This window comes from Tateyamaria sp. (assembly GCF_059783535.1).
Map to the genome: position 1 here is coordinate 29948 of NZ_JBYNDP010000010.1, position 20150 is coordinate 50097.

22 protein-coding genes are annotated in these 20150 nt (G+C 59.7%); 4 read left to right on the plus strand and 18 right to left on the minus strand.

Translation table 11 applies throughout. The features are described 5' to 3' along the window. Positions 1–168 precede the first annotated feature (168 nt). The 16 genes from AC6RA8_RS03810 to AC6RA8_RS03885 form a co-directional block, all read right to left on the minus strand. Positions 169–1134 carry a cupin domain-containing protein gene (locus AC6RA8_RS03810; protein WP_500350799.1) on the minus strand — a complete coding sequence of 322 codons (966 nt, stop codon included), beginning with the start codon at positions 1132–1134 and terminating at the stop codon, positions 169–171. Next, positions 1131–1667 (minus strand): DUF6653 family protein, encoded by a 537-nt coding sequence (locus AC6RA8_RS03815; protein WP_500350800.1) that lies wholly within the window; start codon positions 1665–1667, stop codon positions 1131–1133. The genes AC6RA8_RS03810 and AC6RA8_RS03815 overlap by 4 nt, the downstream gene beginning before the upstream one ends. After that, positions 1664–2278, minus strand: coding sequence for a pyridoxamine 5'-phosphate oxidase family protein (locus tag AC6RA8_RS03820; RefSeq protein ID WP_500350801.1), 615 nt, complete (start codon positions 2276–2278; stop codon positions 1664–1666). The genes AC6RA8_RS03815 and AC6RA8_RS03820 overlap by 4 nt, the downstream gene beginning before the upstream one ends. 7 nt (positions 2279–2285) lie before the next feature. Continuing rightward, positions 2286–3254 (minus strand): nuclear transport factor 2 family protein, encoded by a 969-nt coding sequence (locus tag AC6RA8_RS03825; protein ID WP_500350802.1) that lies wholly within the window; start codon positions 3252–3254, stop codon positions 2286–2288. Beyond that, positions 3251–4270 (minus strand): LacI family DNA-binding transcriptional regulator, encoded by a 1020-nt coding sequence (locus AC6RA8_RS03830; protein WP_500350803.1) that lies wholly within the window; start codon positions 4268–4270, stop codon positions 3251–3253. The genes AC6RA8_RS03825 and AC6RA8_RS03830 overlap by 4 nt, the downstream gene beginning before the upstream one ends. Further along, positions 4270–5031 (minus strand): SDR family NAD(P)-dependent oxidoreductase, encoded by a 762-nt coding sequence (locus AC6RA8_RS03835; RefSeq protein ID WP_500350804.1) that lies wholly within the window; start codon positions 5029–5031, stop codon positions 4270–4272. Before AC6RA8_RS03835 ends, AC6RA8_RS03830 begins: the two co-directional genes overlap by 1 nt. Further along, entirely contained in the window at positions 5028–5663 is a 636-nt protein-coding gene (locus AC6RA8_RS03840) for a glutathione S-transferase family protein (protein ID WP_500350805.1), read from the minus strand. Before AC6RA8_RS03840 ends, AC6RA8_RS03835 begins: the two co-directional genes overlap by 4 nt. Continuing rightward, positions 5660–6706, minus strand: a complete 1047-nt coding sequence (locus tag AC6RA8_RS03845; RefSeq protein WP_500350806.1) for an ester cyclase — start codon at positions 6704–6706, stop codon at positions 5660–5662. The genes AC6RA8_RS03840 and AC6RA8_RS03845 overlap by 4 nt, the downstream gene beginning before the upstream one ends. 35 nt (positions 6707–6741) lie before the next feature. After that, a complete protein-coding gene (hisD, locus tag AC6RA8_RS03850) occupies positions 6742–8070 on the minus strand; it encodes a histidinol dehydrogenase (protein WP_500350807.1) in 1329 nt (442 codons plus the stop codon). 9 nt (positions 8071–8079) lie between these two features. Then, positions 8080–8610 carry an ester cyclase gene (locus AC6RA8_RS03855; protein WP_500350808.1) on the minus strand — a complete coding sequence of 177 codons (531 nt, stop codon included), beginning with the start codon at positions 8608–8610 and terminating at the stop codon, positions 8080–8082. Between the two features lie 126 nt (positions 8611–8736). Then, a complete protein-coding gene (locus tag AC6RA8_RS03860; RefSeq protein WP_500350809.1) occupies positions 8737–9888 on the minus strand; it encodes a carbohydrate ABC transporter permease in 1152 nt (383 codons plus the stop codon). Next, positions 9888–10916 (minus strand): carbohydrate ABC transporter permease, encoded by a 1029-nt coding sequence (locus tag AC6RA8_RS03865; protein ID WP_189369228.1) that lies wholly within the window; start codon positions 10914–10916, stop codon positions 9888–9890. The genes AC6RA8_RS03860 and AC6RA8_RS03865 overlap by 1 nt, the downstream gene beginning before the upstream one ends. Continuing rightward, entirely contained in the window at positions 10913–11077 is a 165-nt protein-coding gene (locus AC6RA8_RS03870; protein WP_500350810.1) for a hypothetical protein, read from the minus strand. The genes AC6RA8_RS03865 and AC6RA8_RS03870 overlap by 4 nt, the downstream gene beginning before the upstream one ends. Positions 11078–11133: 56 nt before the next feature. Then, the gene (locus AC6RA8_RS03875; protein WP_500350811.1) at positions 11134–12354 is read right to left on the minus strand and encodes an ABC transporter substrate-binding protein; all 1221 of its coding nucleotides are present in this window, start codon (positions 12352–12354) and stop codon (positions 11134–11136) included. A 94-nt stretch (positions 12355–12448) separates the two neighbouring features. Continuing rightward, positions 12449–13495: an ABC transporter ATP-binding protein gene (locus AC6RA8_RS03880; RefSeq protein ID WP_500350812.1), complete on the minus strand. Its 1047-nt coding sequence runs from the start codon at positions 13493–13495 to the stop codon at positions 12449–12451. 484 nt (positions 13496–13979) lie between these two features. Continuing rightward, positions 13980–15203, minus strand: a complete 1224-nt coding sequence (locus tag AC6RA8_RS03885) for an acyl-CoA dehydrogenase (RefSeq protein WP_500350813.1) — start codon at positions 15201–15203, stop codon at positions 13980–13982. A gap of 227 nt (positions 15204–15430) precedes the next feature. Here AC6RA8_RS03885 and AC6RA8_RS03890 point away from each other — a divergent pair, with 227 nt between their 5' ends. Further along, complete coding sequence (locus AC6RA8_RS03890; RefSeq protein ID WP_500350814.1) at positions 15431–15781, plus strand: cupredoxin domain-containing protein; 351 nt, start codon at positions 15431–15433, stop codon at positions 15779–15781. On the opposite strand, the gene AC6RA8_RS03895 is transcribed toward AC6RA8_RS03890, so the two are convergent. Further along, positions 15778–16449, minus strand: a complete 672-nt coding sequence (locus AC6RA8_RS03895; RefSeq protein ID WP_500350815.1) for an SOS response-associated peptidase — start codon at positions 16447–16449, stop codon at positions 15778–15780. The two genes, AC6RA8_RS03890 and AC6RA8_RS03895, sit on opposite strands and share 4 nt — an antisense overlap. Positions 16450–16612: 163 nt before the next feature. Continuing rightward, positions 16613–18172: a bifunctional metallophosphatase/5'-nucleotidase gene (locus AC6RA8_RS03900; RefSeq protein ID WP_500350816.1), complete on the minus strand. Its 1560-nt coding sequence runs from the start codon at positions 18170–18172 to the stop codon at positions 16613–16615. A gap of 141 nt (positions 18173–18313) precedes the next feature. On the opposite strand from AC6RA8_RS03900, the gene AC6RA8_RS03905 reads away from it, so the two are divergent. The 3 genes from AC6RA8_RS03905 to AC6RA8_RS03915 are packed head-to-tail and all read left to right on the plus strand — an operon-like array spanning position 18314 to position 20126. Then, a complete protein-coding gene (locus AC6RA8_RS03905) occupies positions 18314–18661 on the plus strand; it encodes a DUF952 domain-containing protein (RefSeq protein WP_500350817.1) in 348 nt (115 codons plus the stop codon). After that, complete coding sequence (locus AC6RA8_RS03910) at positions 18658–19086, plus strand: DUF1330 domain-containing protein (protein ID WP_500350818.1); 429 nt, start codon at positions 18658–18660, stop codon at positions 19084–19086. Before AC6RA8_RS03905 ends, AC6RA8_RS03910 begins: the two co-directional genes overlap by 4 nt. Then, entirely contained in the window at positions 19083–20126 is a 1044-nt protein-coding gene (locus AC6RA8_RS03915) for a quinone-dependent dihydroorotate dehydrogenase (protein ID WP_500350819.1), read from the plus strand. The genes AC6RA8_RS03910 and AC6RA8_RS03915 overlap by 4 nt, the downstream gene beginning before the upstream one ends. The last annotated feature ends 24 nt before the right edge of the window (positions 20127–20150 follow it).

Below are 20150 nucleotides of genomic sequence, written 5' to 3' on the forward strand. Positions count from 1 at the left end.
TTCTGCCGTGCACCGCAGGACATGGCCAACCCGACAGATGGTATGTTTGCATTGGATCATAATGTGCCCTCCCATGCGACAGCATCTCTTTCTCTACGGTTGCGGCGTGAACTTGCTGCCATCCCTGCGCCATGGCCGCACCGGACCAGAGCACAAGGATCAGTGCGATCAGCCGAGCCATGTGGGCCCGGCCGGATCGTCGGTGCCAACGATGTGATAAAGAGACGCCTCGCCGGTCATCGACGGTACTACGCTGTGCGGCAGGTTTTCCGGAACACTCATGGTATCACCCTGTGCCAGCGTCGTAGCACCCCCGTCCCACGCCACCCGCCAGTGTCCCCGCATTGGCATAAGGACGGACGGCTTGTCATGGCTGTGCAAGGTATCCTTGGCACTTGAACGGGTGACCAGGTCCACCTCGAACCCCGGTTTGTCACGGATGATCCCGGTCTCGCCGATCACCTTGCAGGGCGCATCCTTTGCCAGACACACCATATCCCAATAGCGCCGAACGCCCATACCCACGACCTGCATGGGTGTCATTTCGGGATAGTCCTTCAACTCTTCATCCGTCAGCAAGGGCATGGGTTTGACATCGTCTGGCAGGCTTTCACCCTTCTTCGTATCATAAAGGCTGCCATTCTCACCCAGCACCAGCCCGTGATCTGTCGCATCCTCAATGACCTGCGGGGCCCAGATGACACCGCCGCCTGCGTCGTCGCCGCCCAGGATCGCCATGATCATCCCGTAGTCGGTGCCGATATTCTCGAACCCGCGGAAGATACCGGTTGGGATGTTGATGATATCCCCCTCTTCCAGCACCACCTCGCCCGCCGTGCCCCAACGACCCCAGAAAAAGCGCCAGCGGCCCGAGAGAACAAAGAACACCTCCGCCGTGCGGTGCGAATGAAGAGAGTTGCGGCACTTCGGCGGTTGCCCCGCCGCCCCGATGTTGAACCCATGCGGGATCGAGATATGGACATGCTGATCCGGGCTTTCCGACACACCACCGCCGATGATGGTGAAGTTTTCCTTCTGGTCGCTGCCCGGCGTGTGCGCATCGATGAACGCGGTCTTGCAGGGCATGAGGTCGCCATAGCGCACGATGCGCGGCTCCATCTCGGCGGGGGTCATGTTTGGGTCCTTTCATGTGGGAGGGTTGGATCGGGCAGCGGGTCGCCCGGTGTTGTTCCGGTGATGTCGGCATGGATCCAGACCATGCGGTCAACGAACCAGACTTTGGGCAGGATGGTGGCGACCAGGCCAAGCAAAGTGGCCCACGGATTCAACACGATCAGGCCATAGATTAACGGCAGCGCGCCAAGAGCCGACAGTGTGGTCAGCACGTGAGCTGCACGCACATGGTGCCGCGCAATGTCGTAGCTGTCGCGCGCAAGAAAGATGCGCTCGCCCAACGTGCCGCGCGCCCCCCAGCGGCCGAAGTCGGCAGGCGGCGGAAAGGCGCGCGGATTTGCCCAGGTCCAAGCCGCGGCCAAAAGGAATAAGGGCACTGCCCACCACCCGATCCATTGCCGCGCATAAATCGCCGCGACCAGAAGCGGTAAGCAAGTGAACCGCGTCCAGACACTGAGCGGATTGGAATGACGCCGCCAGTCGGCGTCTTCCATCCCCATCAGGCGTTCGGCAGCGCGGTAGATGTCGGTCATCCTTGCCCTTTCAGCACTGCATTTTCGGCTTCCAACTCGGCAATGCGCGCATTCAGCTTGTCCATTTCGGGACCAACCAGTTGCGCGATCTCGGACGCATCAAAGCGCGGTGTGATGAACTGGGGGCAGTTCCAGTCAAAGGCTTCAAGGCGGATCGTCACCAGACGTTCAACGCGACCTTGCCCGTCCACGGCCAGTTTCTCGGCAAGGTCCGGGTTGTTTTGGGCCTGTTCAAAGGTGGCCCGACCCTGCAGCTTCATCCGCGCCTTGCGCGGGTAGTCCATGAGGAAGAGGGACACCCGGTCGTTACCCGCCAGATTGCCTTCGCTGATGTGCTGCTTGTTGCCTCGGTAGTCCGCAAAGGCGAGCGTATGATCGTCCAACACCTTGAGAAACCCCGCTGGTCCACCGCGGTGCTGGATGTAGGGCCAGCCGGTTTCGGAGACCGTCGCCATGTAGAATGAGGTACGCGAGGCGATAAACGCCACCTCATCCGCGTTCAGCGCATGGGTCCGGGCGCCATAGCTGCGGGCGTACATCACGGCGGAGCCATCTGCCTCTTGCAGTGATTTCACAGCATCCGTGAACATCAGCTCATCATAGCGCTTCACGACAGAGCTACCCCGTCTGCAAAAGGATCTGCTTCCAGATCGCCGTTTCATCAAAGAGCGCATATTCGCGCCGCAGGCCCCATGGCCCGAACTCGGCATGAGAGATGCCCAGCACGTAGACCTCAGCCCCCGTCGGCGCGCCGAAATACCCCCAACCATCATGCTTGCCATGCAGGCTCCAACGGATGGCGGCACGGGGCGGCATCAAGTCGTCATTGCGCCCGATCTGATGATCAATCGTGAACTTCGCATCTGGGAAGGACGCACGCAGCCCCATCCAGAAGCGATCTACCGGGTCCGCGCCATGGCCCGTCACGCCCCCGGGATATTCAGATTGCGAGGCACGATCATACTCAGAGGGAATGGCCGCCATGTCCGCACGCATGATCCGGGTCAGGATGTCGGCGTATTTCGCGCCCCACTCATTCTCATTGCCACGCCCTTTGTACGGCCCCGGCTGGTCGGTTGCAGGCGACAGCGGACGTACCGCCTTTTCCATTCCGCCCTCACGCTCGATCAGATCAGCGGCATAGGCCTTCGCCTCCCACCCGATCTGGTTCACGATGGCCGTTTGGTCTCGGATCAACCACTCGTCATTGATCTGATCATTGATGGCGTGACAGTCGGCAATGATGCGGTATTGCAGCGTCTTGCCCGACGCCTGGCCATAGACCCCATCAGCCATATGCGTCGCCGTTGACAGGATGCGATGCGACGACAGCATCCCCTCCTCCGGTGTGCCGGACCAAATTACATCCTCGCCCAGCAGCGTGCGGTCGGGAAACTCGGCCAGCGTCGCCATGGTCGCGCCTATGACCTTTTCGTTGCCAATGACCACCGAACCGGGCGAGCGCACCACGATGTCGGGACTGTAATAGTGATGCAGGGTCGCGATGCCGCGGTCTTCCCAGATCTCCTTGGTGATGCCGAGGATATAATCGGGGAAATCCTTCCACCGGTTCGAAAAACCCTTCATGCGGTCCATCCTTTGGGTATGCGGGCCGACCCACGCAGGACCAGCGGTCCGTCCAGCGCGACGCGGCGGGGTTTGGTGTCGGGATCGGAGAGACGATCCATCAGAATATCGACGGTGGCTTCGGCCATCTGTCCTGCAGGCTGGCGCACGGTGGTCAGGTCATAGCTGGGCCATGCAGCGAGAGTCACATCGTCATAACCAACGACAGAGACATCCCCGGGCACACTCAGCCCCAGTTCGAACCGCAAAACATCCAAAACCGCAAAGGCCATGTGGTCATTGGCACAGAACACGGCATCCGGTCGATCTGGTCCAGCGAACATCTCGCGGGCCACGGTTTTTGCCGTCTCAAAGTTGAAGTCACTGACACCGCGGGCGGCCAGAGCCTGTCCGCCCGCTTGAAGCCCTGCGACAAACCCTGCCTCGCGGTCGCGCTGGGTCGAGGCGCCTTCCCAGCCCGCAATATGGGCGATGCGTTTATGTCCGCCCGCCAGAAGAAACTCAGCCAGCTTGCGCCCGCCGTGGTAGTTATCTGAGGTGACTGCCGACAGCCGGTCATCATCCTGCGCCCGGTTGAAGAGAACGATGGGAATACCGGCGGCCTCACACCGCTGAGTAAGATCGTTGGACATGCCCACGCTGGCGGCAATGATGCCATCCACCTGATAGTCGAGCAATTCCGCCATGACCTCGTCCGCCTCCTCCCCACTGTTGGAAGAGAGAAAAACAAGAACGTGGTAGCCCTGCTCCTGCAGTTTGCGGCTGAGCCGTTCGATGGCTTCAGGGTAGAAATGATTTTCCAGATAGGCGACGACCAGACCGATGATGCGGCTACGCCCAGTGATCAAGCTGCGCGCAAGCACATTGGGGCGATAGCCGAGGGCATCCGCAGCCTGCCGCACCTTGTCAGCCGTGCGCTTGGACACTGACGCCCCAGGTGTGAACACACGTGAAACCGCCGACCGGGAGACCCCGGCCCGCGCGGCCACATCGAGTGCTGTCACCTTGTCCGGCATCAGTCTGCTGTCCACCCCCCATCGATCAACATAGACGTGCCTGTGACCATCGCCGATGCATCAGACGCCAGGAACAGGACCGCACCCATGATATCTTCGACCTCGGCCACCCGGGGCAGCTTGATCTTGTCCATGATCCACGCATAGCGCTCGGGGTCTTGAAACGATTTCTCTGTGAATGCTGTGCGTACGAACGTCGGGCAGACGGTGTTGATGCGGATGCCCGCTTTGCCCCACTCGATGGCCATAGCTTTGACCATCCCTTCGACTCCGTGCTTCGTCGCACAATAGACGGCCCGATCGATGCCGCCCACATGACCCATCTGGGATGAGATGTGGATAATCGAGCCTGGTTTGCCTGCGCGAGTCAATGCCCGCGCAGCCGCCGTTGAAAGGAAATAGGCCCCTTTGAGATTGATACCAACCACTGCATCAAAGTCGTCAGGCTGCGTCTCCATCGACGGGCCATGACGCGCCAGTCCAGCAGAGTTCAAGACGATATCGTATGGTGCATCAAAGGCCGCATTAACAGCTTCGATATCCGACTGATCGAGCGGCATAGCCTCTGCACTCCATCCCTGGCCGGTCATGGCAGCCACCACATCCGCCAAGGCATCGGCGCGGCGCGCAGCACAGACCACGTGCGCACCTGCTTCGGCCAGTGCCACTGCGCATCCAAGGCCGATACCGGACGACGCACCCGTCACAAGCGCGCGCTTGCCGGACAGATCAAAGGATGGGGTACGGGGCAGTTCGGTCAAAACGACAGCCTCCCTTTCAGTTCAGAGTAATCCACCATCACATGCGTCCGATACGCAGGCCGCTCCGTCAAGGCGTCGTAGTAGTCTTGCGCGCCCGCAGGCACCTGCCGATCCAGATCAAGCGTGAAGTAGCGATAGAGAACGTGACCGGCCCAGATATCCGCAAGCCCGAGGGTTTCTTCCGACATCCACGCCCGCGCCCCACGTTCCGACATCGCCACGGCAAGGTCGGCTTCAAACTGGCGCAAAGCGTGATCCACGGCTGCCATGTCCCGCTCTGCTTCGGGGGTGCGGTAGTAAGCCCAGAATAACGGTACGGTAAAAGACCGACACAGCGTATGCTTGGCCCACTCAGCCCACATGTCATCACGTGGGGATGTCACGAGGCTACCTGCACCATAGTGCGCCACAAGATACCGAAGGATCGCTGCGCTTTCGAACATCACCGTGTCGCCATCTTCCAGGACCGGAACCAGCCCCATCGGGTTCATCCGCCGAAAAGCCTGTGTTTCGGTGCCACCAAACCGACCGCCGACATCCTTGCGCTCAACAGTCAGCCCAAGCTCGGCGGCGCCCCACATCACCGCCTGCACATTTGACGACGTGGCGCGCCCATGGATGATCAGCGTCATAGCGCCCGCCCGGTTTCAGGGTCGAACCCCGCGCGCGCCTTGTTGAACTCCCGCATCCGGGCCAGAACATCGACACCGATCTGGTCGTACATGTGCAGCAGATCGACCATGACCCAATTCTCTCGGATCAATCCTTTTTCAAGGCGCCAGAAGTCCAGACTGCGCATTTCGATCCGTTTGTTCACGGGCGGGATGCCCAACCACCCATCGTGGGTGATGGTCTGATACATGTCTGGCCAACCAGTGACCGCGGCATAGGGTCCATCACCGAAGAAATGGTAGGTGATTTCGTCCACGTATTTCCCGCGATCCGGCATACCATTGAGAAACGGAATCTGATGCCAGTTGCGAAACCCCGCGATGCCGCGCCCCGATCCGATACCGCTTGGTCCGTACCACATCATCTTGGGGTGCCAGAACCGCTCCATTTCCATCACTTCCGGCCCACCCTGGCTGGGGTGCTTCTTGAGATGATCCAGCATGTCGATGATGTGTTGGCAGGATGCTTCACTGGTCGCATCATCACGCGGCCCTTCAACCAGACCGTCGCAGGTGGCAGGGCCAGGCACATGCCATTCCCGACCCAACGACGGCACCATCGGCCAGGCGTTCGCCTGCATCATCACCTCTGGAATATCCCAAAGGGCCTGCATCTCGACGATCTTGTCGTTCTCGAACCGGTAGAACTCGTGGAACCGCATGTGGACGATGTGACCGGTCGGCGGGACATCGAGCCAGGGGGCCGCGAAAGTGCCGGTGTAGTATCCGCCGCAGCCGACCCAATCGGCACCGTCCGGTGTCGGGCCAGAGATCACGATGCTGTCCCGCCGTTCAAGGTCAGGCCACGCTTTGGCCAATGCACCGTAAGAACGGTCCACATGCGCATCCACACCCGTCACAGTCTCGAAAGGGAAAGCGAGGCGGAACACGACATCGGGCGTGCACAGGGCATGCAACTGCGCCCGCACGGTGTCCAAGTCAAAGTCATACAAGGCCTGCCGTAAAGGTGCGATCAGGGCCTTGTGCCGTGAGTGAGGATCCATCTTATCCCTGTCCAGACTTGTTGCGGGGCGATTGCCTACTCCGCCGCATCACGCGCCGGTGCGCCTTCGCCGTAGGGGACGTTGATCCCGCCATACCGGCGAACCCGCAGGTTGCACTGCTCGGCATGGCCAACGAACCCTTCCAACATGCAAAGCCGCGAGCCATAGGCGCCAATCTCTGCCGCCGCCTCATCGGTTGTGACTTTCTGGTAGCTGTGCGTCTTCAGGTATTTGCCGACCCAGAGACCACCCGTATACCGACCTGCCTTCTTCGTCGGTAGGGTGTGGTTGGTGCCGATCACCTTATCCCCATTGGCAACGTTGGTTCGCGGCCCAAGGAACAGCGCGCCGTAACAGGTCATGTTTTCGAGGAACCAGTCATCCCGGTCCGTCATGACCTGCACGTGTTCAGATGCAACGTCGTCCGCCACCTGCAGCATCTCTTCATATGTGTCGCAAAGGATGATCTCTCCATAATCCTCCCAGCTTTTGCGGGCGGTATCGGCGGTGGGCAGAATGCCGAGGATCCGCTCGATCTCCGCAGCTGTCTCATCCGCCAAATTGCGCGAGTTGGTGAGCAGCACAGCGGGTGAATTGTAGCCGTGCTCGGCCTGCCCGAGCAGGTCCGTGGCACACATCTCTGCATCGACAGTTTCGTCGGCGATCACCATCGTCTCCGTCGGACCGGCAAAGAGATCGATGCCCACACGGCCAAAGAGCTGGCGCTTGGCTTCAGCCACAAAAGCGTTGCCCGGACCGACCAGCATGTGCACCGGGTCAATGGTCTCGGTTCCGATCGCCATAGCGCCCACGGCCTGAATGCCCCCCATGACGTAGATTTCGTGCGCACCGCCCAGGTGCATGGCGGCAATGACGGCCGGATTTGGTTTGCCCTGCCAGGGCGGGGTGCAGGCGATGATACGCGGAACTCCGGCAACAGAGGCGGTTGCCACGGACATATGGGCCGAGGCCACCATGGGGAACTTGCCCCCCGGCACGTAACAGCCCACGGACTGCACCGGGATATTCTTGTGGCCAAGGATCACACCCGGCATCGTCTCGACCTCGATATCCAGCATCGAGTCGCGTTGCGCCTGGGCAAAGTCACGGACCTGTTGCTGTGCGAACTTGATGTCCTCCATTTCGCGCGGGGTCAGCTCGTCCATCAGCGTGTCGATCTCGGCTTCCGTCAGGCGGAAGCTCTCGGGGCTGTAATTGTCAAACTTCTCCGACAGCTCTCGAACCGCTGCATCGCCGCGCGCCTCGATGTCAGCCAACGTTGCCTCGACAATAGCGCGCGTCTTGGCATCGTCCTCGGCCCGCTCTGCCTCGGGCTTGCCGCGCTTCAAATACTCGATTGTCATCTCGTCACCTCAGTTGTCGGGTCGCGGCGGTGTCTTGTCGCCACGATCGAAGGCTTCCCAGCCCTCACCATCAAAAACGTCCCGCCCCAGCTGGGCGAGGACGTGGGGAAAATCGACCATCACGTAGTTGTCGGTGATACGGCCGTCTTCCACCTTCCAGAAATCCATGTACCGGATCTCGATCCGCTTGCCGGTGGGCGCAATCCCCATGAATTCGCCGGCATGGGTGGCTTCCTGTCGACCAAAGGCTGCAGCCCACTCCCCCATGTACAGCCGCGCCTCGTCAACGCAGACCTTATCGGCAAAGGCCGCCTGAAAGGGGCGTTGCCAGTTGTCCTGAAACTCTTGCAAGCCCGTCTTGGTGCCGCATCCCCGATTTCCCATCCAGCGGAAGGACTGGGCAAAGAACTGGCCAATATCATCAATGCGGTGGTCGTTCAGACCATCCACCATACCCTCAATAACCGCGCGCGTTTCCTCGGTCTTGGTCATGTCAGTGTCGCGGGTCAGAACCGCTTGCTCGGGGCGGGATCCCTTCATCGGATCATCCTTTCATTTGTGATGTGTGACGCGTCGAAGAAACGACGCGGACACAAATGAAATCCCGTGGCATCCGGTTGAGCGCGGGATGCGCTTGCATCCGGCAGGTGCGCGACGAACTGCTCATCAGCCTTTCACTGCCCCCGCTGTCAGCCCCGACACGATCTGGCGCTGGAACACCATGACCAGAAGGAACAGGGGTGCCGTGATAGACACGGCAGCAGCGACCGCCTCGACCTGGTCAGTCGTAGTCGTCTCGCGGTTGAAGTAGCCCGCGATGGCCGGAACCATGGTCTGGTTCTGCGCATCAAGCAGCAGCGCCGTGACGAGGAAATCGTTGTAGCCCAGAAGGAAGCTGAACAGCCCCGTCGTGATGACCCCAGGCCACATGACCGGCATGATCACCCGGCGAAACGCCTGGAAATGCGAGCAGCCGTCTACCCGCGCCGCCTCGTCCAACTCGGATGGGATGTTCTGGAAGAACGACCGCAGCATCCAGATCGTGAACGGTTGGTTGATTGCGACGAGCACGGCGATGATGGCCCAGGGTTGGCCATAAAGTGTCGGGCTGAGGTCGCCCAGGATCGGGCGCAGGATTTCAGCCGAGTTGATGAACCACGGCAGGTAGCCCGCCACCAGCACCGAGTGCGGCAGGGCGCGGAAAACAAGCGCGATGATCAGGAGCCAGAAAGCGAGATTCGAGCCGGAGCGTGCGAGGCCGTAGCCCGCGAGCGTGCCGACCGTGAGCGACACCGTCACCACGCCCGCCGTCACGATCATCGAGTTGATAAAGTTGCGGTAGAACTGGTTCTCACCCCAAACGGCAACGTAATGCTCTGTTGTGAGCCCCAGTATCGGTTTGCCTAGCGGACCGGCAATGCTGTTGAGCATGCCGAAGACCAAAGGCAGTGCTCCAAAAAAGATCAGCACAAACAGCAGGCCATAGACCGCAGCGCCTACGAGCCAGCCTAGCACGATGAAGCCAGGGGGCGAGTATTGCTCAACCATGCCCGGCAGCCGGGTGAACGCCCAGCGGATCGCGAAGTAGAGCACGATCAGGCCAAGAAGGATGTCGAGGAAACTGAGCCCATTGCCCGCCGCCCGCGTAGCGGGTCCGGTGATCACGTTCCACGCGCTGGCGTCAAAGGCATCGCGCGGAGATTTCACACTCATCACCGCGATCCACGCGATGGGGAAGGCCGCGATGAGGCACCAGAAGGCGAGGAACGCGCCCGATGCGACTTTGAGGGACAGCGGCTGCGCGGTGGCTTTGGACATTAATGTGCCCCCCCTTTGTGGTCACGCCAGGTGCGGCGCAGCGGCAGGATCAGCAGGATCACAATGCCCACCATTGTCAGCATAGCGCTCGCTGCCGCCCGGCTGATCGCCCGGTTGCCGGCGTCATCAGGTGTCAGGAAATCAAAGGTCAGCCATTGCAGCGAAATCACATGCGCCTGACTGCGGAAGCCGATGATTTCGTCAAAGACGCGGTAACAGTCCATCAGGTGGATCAGGGCGATGAAGATGATCAAAGGCATCAGGTGCGGAATGATGACATAGCGCAGACGTTCAAAACGGTTCGCTCCGTCAATGATGGCACTTTCCAGTGTGTCCATGTTCACGGTCTGCAGACCGGCATAGAAGATCACGAAGGCAAAGGGTGCTACGTGCCACACGCGGTAGAAATACATCAGCAGCTCAATCGTCCAGGCCTGGGCAAACATCGCGATGTCACGATCAAGCCAACGCTCCAGCGTCGCCGTCAGAATGCCGTCACCCACAAACAGCCAGTAGATCGAAAGCGATCCAATGACCGGTGTGATGATGAAAGGAAGGAGCGAAATGAAGATGACTGGCCCGCGCAACGCCTTGGTCGCGTTGTTGACAGCCAACGCGATCATCAGACCCACACCAATCACAAGGGGCAACGTTACAAGGGTGAACATCAACGTGAACCGCAGCGCCTTCCAAAAATCGATCTGAAGGATGTCACCCCAGTTGCCCGAGCCGATGGCGGCCCAGAATTTGTCCATCTGCAAGACGTTCTGGTAGCTCTGCACACCCACCCAGGCTGTTGTTGTTTGCGTCCTGCCTGTTTCCTCGTCGATTACTGGGACTGTCTTGATTTCCGTTGTGCAAGTCTGGGTCAAAAAGCCGGGGGTGCAAGTTTCGACCTCAATCTGCTGCATGACGGGTTGGGTGATCTGGAAAGACTGGATGAAGACCGAAATCAAAGGCGCCGCGATAAAAAGCAACATCATGAACACCGATGGTGCCACAAACCAGAAGAAGGTTTTGAACTTCATGCTGCTGTCCTTTCCACCATGCACAAGACAACACCGATCTGGCGTTCGATCATCATGGTCGCGGCACCGGCGTGTGCATCCGGTCGTTCGGCAAGACGCGCGACAATCGCGCATCCAGCAGAGCCGCCGCTCAAATCGATATGGTTGAACTCAAGGGTCATCCGTTCCCACCAAAGAGATGGCTGGCCAAGGATGCGCCTCGGCCAGCCCAAGTTGCTTACTGCAACACACCGGCCTCTTTGGCCGAGGTGGTGTAGGCTTCTTCCACAGCCGCAAGCGTCGCTGCGGCATCACGGTCACCGGTCAGGAATGCAGGCAGTTCGTTGCCCAGCGCCGTGTGCAGCAGACCCATCTGCGTGGTGGACGGATAGGCGGGCGGCGCGGGATTGGCGGTCGCCGTTGCAATTGCACCCTCGGCCAGCGGGCCAGGTTGGTAACCGTTCACAAGCCAGATCGCCGCCTCGTTGTTGGCCGTGACCATATCCGCATCCAGCCCTTCCATCGCCAGGCGGAAGGCTGCGTCCGCCTCCTCGTCGGTGATGTTGGCCGCGATCACGATACCGTCCCACCACAGGGTCGTGGCAGGCGCACCGCCGTCCATTGCCATAGGCGCCGCAGCCATGGTGACCTTGCCGACAACCTGGCTTTCGTTCTCGTCATTCATCGCACCAGCGCGCGAGGCCCACAGGTTCGCCATGGCGATCTTGCCCTGTTGGAACTGTTGCTGAACGTAAGTTGAATCGCTGACCAGAACCTCTGGATCGGTATAATCCAGGGTCTTCTTCATAGCTGCGAGCGCCTTCATCCCGGCGTCCGAATTCACCGCAGCGGTGTTGTCGTCGTTAAAGAACGCCCCACCAAAACCCGGATACATGTTCACGAATTCCTGGGCGAGGTTCCATCCCGACTTCATGGTCGCGCCAATGGCGTGATCGACGACACCCGCTTCCTTGATCTTGTCAGCGGCCGCGAACACTTCATCCCACGTTGTGGGGGTGTCGATGCCCAGATCGGCCAGAATATCGCTGCGGTACATCAGGTGCTGTGTGTTCACCATCATCGCCACAGCCATGATCTTGCCGTCCACACGGATCAACTGGTTGGGCGAAAGGTTCTGACCATACTTGGCCACCAGATCATCCAGCGGACGAATGGTGCCAGCGTTGAGCAGCGGCGTGACGGTGCCGTTCGACACACCACCGATGTGATACAGCGACGGGTTCGCCTCAAACGCCGCAGGTTGCTTGGTGCGGAATTCCTGGTCCAGTTCGGCCTGGAAGTTGCCGCACTCGGCCATGGCGTCAGTCACGGCTTTCCATGCTTCGAACCCGGCGGTCAGCGACTTGAGCGGCACCTCGTTTTCGTAGGAACACGCGGCAAAGGCCGTGGTGCCCAAAAGCGAGACAGCGCCCGCCAGTGCCAGTTTCTTCAGATACATTTACAGACTCCCTGTTGTGTTTGACGCCAGTGCATCTTGCAAGGCTGCACTGGCCGGATTGGTCCGCCCGGATGCCTCCGGACAAACAAGTTCCTCAGGCAAAACGTTCGCCTGAAGAAGAATCAAATGCGTGGCAGATGCCCGCAGGAACCGTGAAGGACACAGTATCGCCGATCTCGGCCCGGAATTCCTTGTGCGCTTTGATCGACACAAGCTGCCCACCAGCACGCACGGTCAGCATCGTGGCATCCCCAAGCAACTCAATCGTGTAGATCGGCGCGGTGATCTGGCCGTCGCTTTCAGCGAGCGCCGCGTCCTCGGCTCGAAAGCCCAAAGTGGCCGGACCATCTGGTGCCGACAGACCGCTGATCGTGACATTATCGCCGGTAAAAGTGCCCCCACTCAACGTGCCGTCCATCAGGTTCATGGCGGGCGAACCAATGAAGCTAGCCACAAAGGTGTTGGCGGGCCGATCGTAAATCTCGGTCGGCGTGCCAACCTGTTGGACCTTGCCCTGTTTCATCACCACGACACGGTCGGCCAGGGTCATCGCCTCGATCTGATCGTGGGTCACGTAGACGGTCGTGACCTTCAGCTCGTGGCTGAGGTTCTTGATCTGGGCACGGGTCGACACACGCAGCTTGGCATCGAGGTTCGACAACGGTTCGTCCATGAGGAACACATTGGGTTCGCGCACGATGGCGCGGGCCAGAGCCACGCGCTGCCGCTGACCGCCGGACAATTCCGCTGGTTTGCGGTGGAGAAACTCATCCAGTTCAACCATTGCCGACGCGCGGCGCACCTTCTCGTCATGCGAGGCGGGGTCGACCTTACGCACCTTTAGTGGGAAGCGGATGTTTTCATAGACGTTGAGGTGCGGATAAAGGCCGTAGGACTGAAACACCATCGCAACATCCCGGTCCTTAGGGTCCAGATCGTTGACGCGCTTGCCATCGATCATGATGTCGCCTTCGGTCGCATCTTCAAGCCCGGCAATCATGCGCATCGTCGTTGTCTTGCCGCAGCCTGACGGACCGAGCAGAACCAGAAATTCCTCATCGGCGATGGTCAGATCAAAGTTATCGACCCCGACGAAAGTGCCCCACCGCTTGTTGATGTTGCGCAGCTGGATTTCTGCCATAAGATCCCCCGGCCAAAAGGTTGATGTATTAGGCTAGACACCGGGTTGAGGACTTGGCAACAGTTTTTTGCACACGTGTGCAAAACGCATCGCAGAACCGGTCAGCCGGGGCTGTCAAAAACGCGATTGCACGGCATTTAGGCACTCGATGATGCTGCGACGCGGCGCGTCCACAAAAGGCGGATTGCAAATCACAACACCTTCCTTGGTGGGATTTGCGGCAGTCCAACCAGTATGCAAGCGACGCATCCTGGACCGATCAGTGCTGCGGCGCAGCGCCCACAAAACGGGGCGATGCAACTTTCATAATCATCCGAAAAAGAGAATGCGTGAAACCGTCGAATACCCACGCTTGTGTACGCAATCGACAGGTTTGCCATGGCACCGGCACACCACACACCACCGAATCGACGAACGTTTCAAAGCACGGGATCGGGTAGCAACCCGGACCCCAGCTCTGTCTTGAAGCGTCTTCCGGGCGTCTTCAGAAAAATGCTTGCAAACCGGTCTGTGCACGCCCAAGGATCAGCGCATGCACATCATGGGTGCCCTCATAGGTGTTTACCGTTTCAAGGTTCACCATGTGACGCATCACCTGGAACTCACCGGAAATCCCGTTCCCGCCATGCATGTCACGGGCCGCACGCGCAATCTCGAGCGCCTTGCCGCAGTTGTTGCGTTTGACGATCGAGATCATCTCGGGCGCAGCCTGTGCCGCATCCATTAAACGCCCCACCTGCAACGAAGCTTGCAAACCCAAGGTGATCTCGGTCTGCATATCTGCCAGCTTCTTTTGGAACAGTTGCGTTTGCGCAAGTGGTTTGCCGAACTGTTTGCGATCCAGCCCATATTGACGCGCGGCGTGCCAGCAGAACTCGGCTGCCCCCATCGCCCCCCAAGAGATGCCGTAACGCGCACGGTTCAGACACCCGAACGGCCCCTTGAGCCCCTGAACATCAGGAAGCAGTGCGTCCTCACCGACTTCCACATTCTCCATCACAATCTCACCGGTGATTGATGCCCGCAAGGACAGCTTGTTTTCGATCTTGGGTGCGGACAGGCCCGCCATACCTTTCTCAAGGACGAATCCGCGGATCTTGCCGCCGTGTTCCTCCGACTTGGCCCAAACCACGAAAACATCGGCAATGGGCGCATTCGAAATCCACATCTTGGACCCGTTCAGCACATAACCACCGTCGGTTTTCTTGGCGGTGGTTTTCATACCTGCCGGGTCGCTGCCTGCATCAGGCTCCGTCAGGCCAAAACAGCCAATCCACTCACCGGACGCCAGTTTGGGCAGGTATTTCTTGCGCTGTTCTTCCGATCCGTAGGCATAGATCGGATAGATGACGAGCGAGGATTGCACCGACATCATCGACCGATACCCGCTATCGACCCGCTCGACCTCGCGCGCGACCAGACCGTAGGAGACATACGAGCCGCCTAGCCCGCCATACTCTTCGGGTAGCGTCACGCCCAAAAGACCCATATCCCCCATCTCGCGGAAGATACCTGCATCGGTCGTCTCATCGGCAAACGCACTGACGACACGCGGCGCCAGTTTTTCCTGGGCGTAGGCATGGGCCGAGGCCTGGATCATGCGTTCGTCTTCGCTCAGCTGATCGGACAGGCGCAGTGGATCGGACCAGTCAAAGGAACCAAGGTCCGGCGCATCCTTGGCCTTCAGGATCTTTGTCTCGACGTTCATAGGGTCCTCCATCCATCTGCGTGTGCCGGATCGGCATGTCTTTCCATCGGAATGTAGTGCGACGCGACCGGCAACACCATGCGTCATCGGCACCAGGCGCCAACCCGATTCAGATGACATGCCCCAGGCTGGACGCAAGCCTGCCCCAATTCGGCCTTATTCTCCACTCATAGACAACAGATACGATTCTGTCTTCCGGGTGGGGCCGAAGCAAAAGGAGTGCTGGCATGAAGCGCGCGATGCAAATTGGGGCCGTCCTGGCCACGCTGACGGCTGCGACCGCGGTCTCTGCAGCTGAACACGAAGTTCTGATCCTGCCGGACGCCTATTTCCCGTCGGTTGTGTATCTTGACGAGGGCGACACGGTGAAATTCACCAACCTCACCGGTACGGATCACAAAATCATCTCGAAACATGAGAGCTGGGCACTTGGTCCGATCGCGGATCAAGAATCCGTAACCATGGTCGTCGAACCGGGCGTGCAAACCACGTTCTACGACGCGGATGCCGTCTCAGAAGAAGATGGCTCCTTCCTCGTCGAGGGCAATTTGAGCTTTGCGGCAGCACCGCTCGACTAAGCGTCGATTGGGGTGATGAGGCCCGGACCAGACGCACGGTTCGAGTTCACCACGGCATCAACCCGATGCCACTTCAAAGCATCATGAGGGGCAGCACGCATCAGCGTAGCGGCCCCTTTACCCTTTTCGCCTAGCCAAAGTGCAACATCCTCGGGCTCAAGAACCACCGGCATACGGTGGTGGATACCCGACATCGGTTTGTTGGCGGCCGTGGTGACAATGGCCGCTGCACGAATTCGATCGTGACCCAGGTCCTTCGGCGCCCATTCCTGCCAGACAGCAGCAAACACGAGTGGGGTCCCATCGCTACGGGTGATGTACCAGGGCAGACGCGTGTCGCCTTCGCGGGTCCATTCATAGAAGCCCGACGCCGGAATCACAGCCCTCCGCTCCCGACAGGCGGCGCGGAAGGCGGGTTTGTCGGCGATGGTTTCGGCCCGCGCATTGATCAGTAGCGGGCCATCTGAGGGCGTTTTGTACCAATGCGGAATGAACCCCCACCGCATCGGGGCCAGCCATCGTTGCCCACGTTGATATGTAACAGTGTGCACGGCATCGGTCGGGCAGACATTGAAGTTAGGGACATCGGGCATGTCGTTCGCAGCAACCGCGGCGAACATCTCAGACATGTCTTCCGGGGCCAGCGATATTGAAAAACGTCCACACATGAGGATGACGCTATCTGGTACAAATAGAAATCGTAAGGCGGATCTTGATCCGCGAGCGCGGCGGAGGACACCTCCGCCTTACAGTTGGGCACAAAAAAAGGCGGAGCGTCAGCTCCGCCTTACTCTTGATCCCGTAAGGCGCAGGTGCCCTGCGCCACCGCCACTACTTCACCGTGATACGACCATCAGTGTAGGGCGTGAACGGTCCCTGCTCCGCCAGGTACTCCGCCAACACATCCGCCAAGTCAGGTCCGAAATCATATGCGTTCTCAGCAGTGGTGAACATGGCATAGCCATCACCACCATTGCGAACGTAGTTGTTTGAAACGACCCCATAGACCTTGGCCGGATCAATGGGCGCGCCTCCAACCATGACGTCACTCACACGCTCACCCACTGGTTTTGACGCATCAAAGGCAAAGCTCATCCCCGCCACCTGAGGGAAGCGACCCTTAACCTCTTCGATCTGGCTTACGCCGTTTTCCAACGCATCGACCATTGCTTGGCCGGAGACTTGGAATGTTGACAGCGTATTCTGGAAGGGGAGCACGGTCAGCACCTCGCCCATCGTGATTTCGCCCGAATCGATCGAGGCGCGGATGCCACCACCGTTCTGAATAGCGATCTCGACCCCCTGCTCCTTGACCCGCGCCAGCATTGCATCAGCAATTAACGAGCCCATGGCGCATTCCTGCACCCGACAGACCGAACGGTCCCCTTCGATGGGCTCTGCGGCCTCCGCAACGATCCGCGTCTTCATCTCTTCAATGGGTGCCCCCATCTCGGCGATACGGGCGACGAAATCAGCGTTGGGCTCAACGGACGCATCCAGCAGCATCGGATCACCAGAGGCTGCTGTCACATTGCCGTCGTCATCAAAAGTAACTGTCAGATGACCCAGATACTTGGTGTAAGCATAGGCCTGCGCGACAGCCGCATCGCCCACCATGGTTGGATAGGCCGGTGTTTCTGCGTCGTCGTTGGACATCAGCGTATGGCTGTGTCCGCCGATCACCACGTCGATCCCGTCGACCGCTTCCGCAATCGAGAGGTCCTTGGTCAGGCCCACGTGGTTCAGCGCGATGATGATATCGACCCCTTCACCCTGCAGCGTAGCGACATCCGCCTGCAGCGCTTCGATTTCATCCTGGAAAACAACATTTGGGCCGGGAGATGACGTTTCGACCGTGTCCGTGGCCAGCGCCGAGATCACGCCAATTTTCTTGCCGCCCACTTCAAGCACCACATGGTTTTCAACCTTGCCGCTTAGCGTTTCTTCCGCCGACAGGTCCAGGTTGCCCGAGATCACGGGGAAGCTCACCTTTTCGATGAAATCAGCTAAACCCTGCGGGCCATCGTCGAACTCGTGGTTGCCCACGGCCATCGCGTCATAGCCCATCTGCTCCATAAACTCGGCCTCGGCAGCACCCTTGTAGGTGGTGTAGAACAGCGAGCCCTGGAACGGATCGCCTGCGTCCAATACGATGACGTTCTGGTTGTCGAGCGATGCCTTCTTGGAATCAATAGCGCTCTTTACCCGCGCAACGCCACCAAAGCATGACCCTTCGGCCTCGCCCTCGGCGTTACAGGTCGAATCGTACTTGTTGATCGATTCAATGCGGCTGTGCATGTCGTTGGTGTGCAAAATGTGCAGCGTGTATTCGGCGGATGCCATGCCTGCGCTCAGCGCAAGTGCGGCGGTGCCCATCAGAAATCGGGTCATATGGTGTCTCCCTCATTGGTTATCCCCATATCGTGACAACAATCCGCAGCGCGAGTCAAAGCGGTTCCTTAGGGAAAGCGCGCAACAAATCCATGACAGCCCGCACTTGACCACTGCGTAAGCAAGCTGCATCACGCACCCATGCTGATTTACAAGATTTTCCGCGCCCCCGAATGGGCGCATTTGCGCGAAAACGGCAGCACGCCGGGCGCGCCGATCGATGTGCAGGACGGCTATGTCCACTTCTCAACGGCGACACAGGCTGCCGAAACCGCTGCCAAGCATTTCGCGGGCGAAGACAACCTGTTCCTGATCGCGGTCGAGGCGGACGCCTTGGGTGATAACCTGAAATGGGAAGTGTCCCGCGGCGGGGCTGAGTTCCCGCATCTCTACCGCGAGATGCGGCTGGCAGATGTCCACTGGGCACAACCCTTGCCACTGGAAAACGGACATCACCAGTTCCCGGCGGGTGCAGGGTTCGACACGTGACCCATATCGACCCGACAGCAGAACAGTTTCAGGCCTTCAAGGACCTACCACGCGACACACCGATCGAGATGCTCAACCTCGTCCGTTTCAACGATCTCGCCAACTATCCAGGTGACCATGAGCTGGTGCGCGACGGGCTGACAGGCGCGCAGGCCTATGGGCTCTATGGCAAACACTCGGCCCCGGTTCTGGACAAGGTCGGCGGCCGTATTGCATGGCGCGGCGGATTTGAAACCACGCTGATCGGTCCGGCAGACGAGGCTTGGGACTCCGTGTTTATCGCCCATTACCCGAATGCAGGGGCCTTCCTCTCCATGGTCACTGATCCCGACTACAAGCGCGCTGTGGTGCACCGGCAGGCAGCTGTCAAAACCTCGCGCCTGATCCGGTGCAGACCAGCAGACGGGGGCGCGTCTTTCGGATGAAACAGGCACTGGAACGCATCGGAACCCAGGCCCTGCGCAGGCTGGACCCAGAAACCGCGCACGGACTGGCACTCAAGGCGCTGCACACACCGCTTGCGCCGCTGCCCGGCCCCATCACCAGCGACCGCCTGCGCACGTCACTGGCGGGTATGGACCTGCCCAACCCCGTGGGCCTTGCCGCAGGCTTCGACAAGAACGCGACTGCGATTGCACCGCTCAGCCGCGCGGGCTTTGGCTGGATCGAGGTCGGCGCAGCAACGCCCCTACCGCAACCCGGCAATCCCAAACCGCGCCTCTTCCGGCTGACCGAGGATGCGGCCGCCATCAACCGTTTCGGATTTAACAATGACGGGATGCAGGCGATTGCGACCCGCCTAGCGAAACGCCCCAAAGGGGTGCCCGTGGGTCTGAACCTTGGCGCCAACAAGGATAGTGCCAACCGGGCCGAGGATTTCGCAAAGGTCCTGCAACACTGCGCCCCCTATATCGACTTCGCCACGGTCAACGTCTCCAGCCCCAATACGGAAAAGCTGCGGGACCTGCAGGGGCCAATGGCGTTGGCGGCACTGCTGGACGGCGTGATGCAGGTGCGCGGTGACATCCCCGTCTTCCTGAAAATCGCCCCGGACCTGACCGATCAGGACCTCGCCGACATCGCGAAGGTGGCCGAGGACGCGCGCGTCGCCGCCATCATTGCAACAAACACCACGCTGGACCGCACCGGCCTACGCAGCGCGCACGCACAGGAAAAGGGCGGCCTTTCCGGCGCTCCCCTGTTCGAGAAATCCACGCGCGTTCTGGCAAAGCTTCATCGCATGACCAAGGTGCCGCTGATCGGTGTCGGTGGCATCGCGTCCGCCGAACAGGCCTACACCAAAATCAAGGCAGGCGCGTCAGCGGTGCAGCTTTACACCGGCCTCGTTTACGGCGGCCTCAGCCTCGCCGCGCAAATTGCCCAAGGACTGGAGATGCAGCTGCAAAAAGACGGTTTCCAGTCAGCTGCACAAGCAGTCGGCACGGAAACACAGAACTGGCTATAGTCCTTCTTCTGGCCAAAAATACCT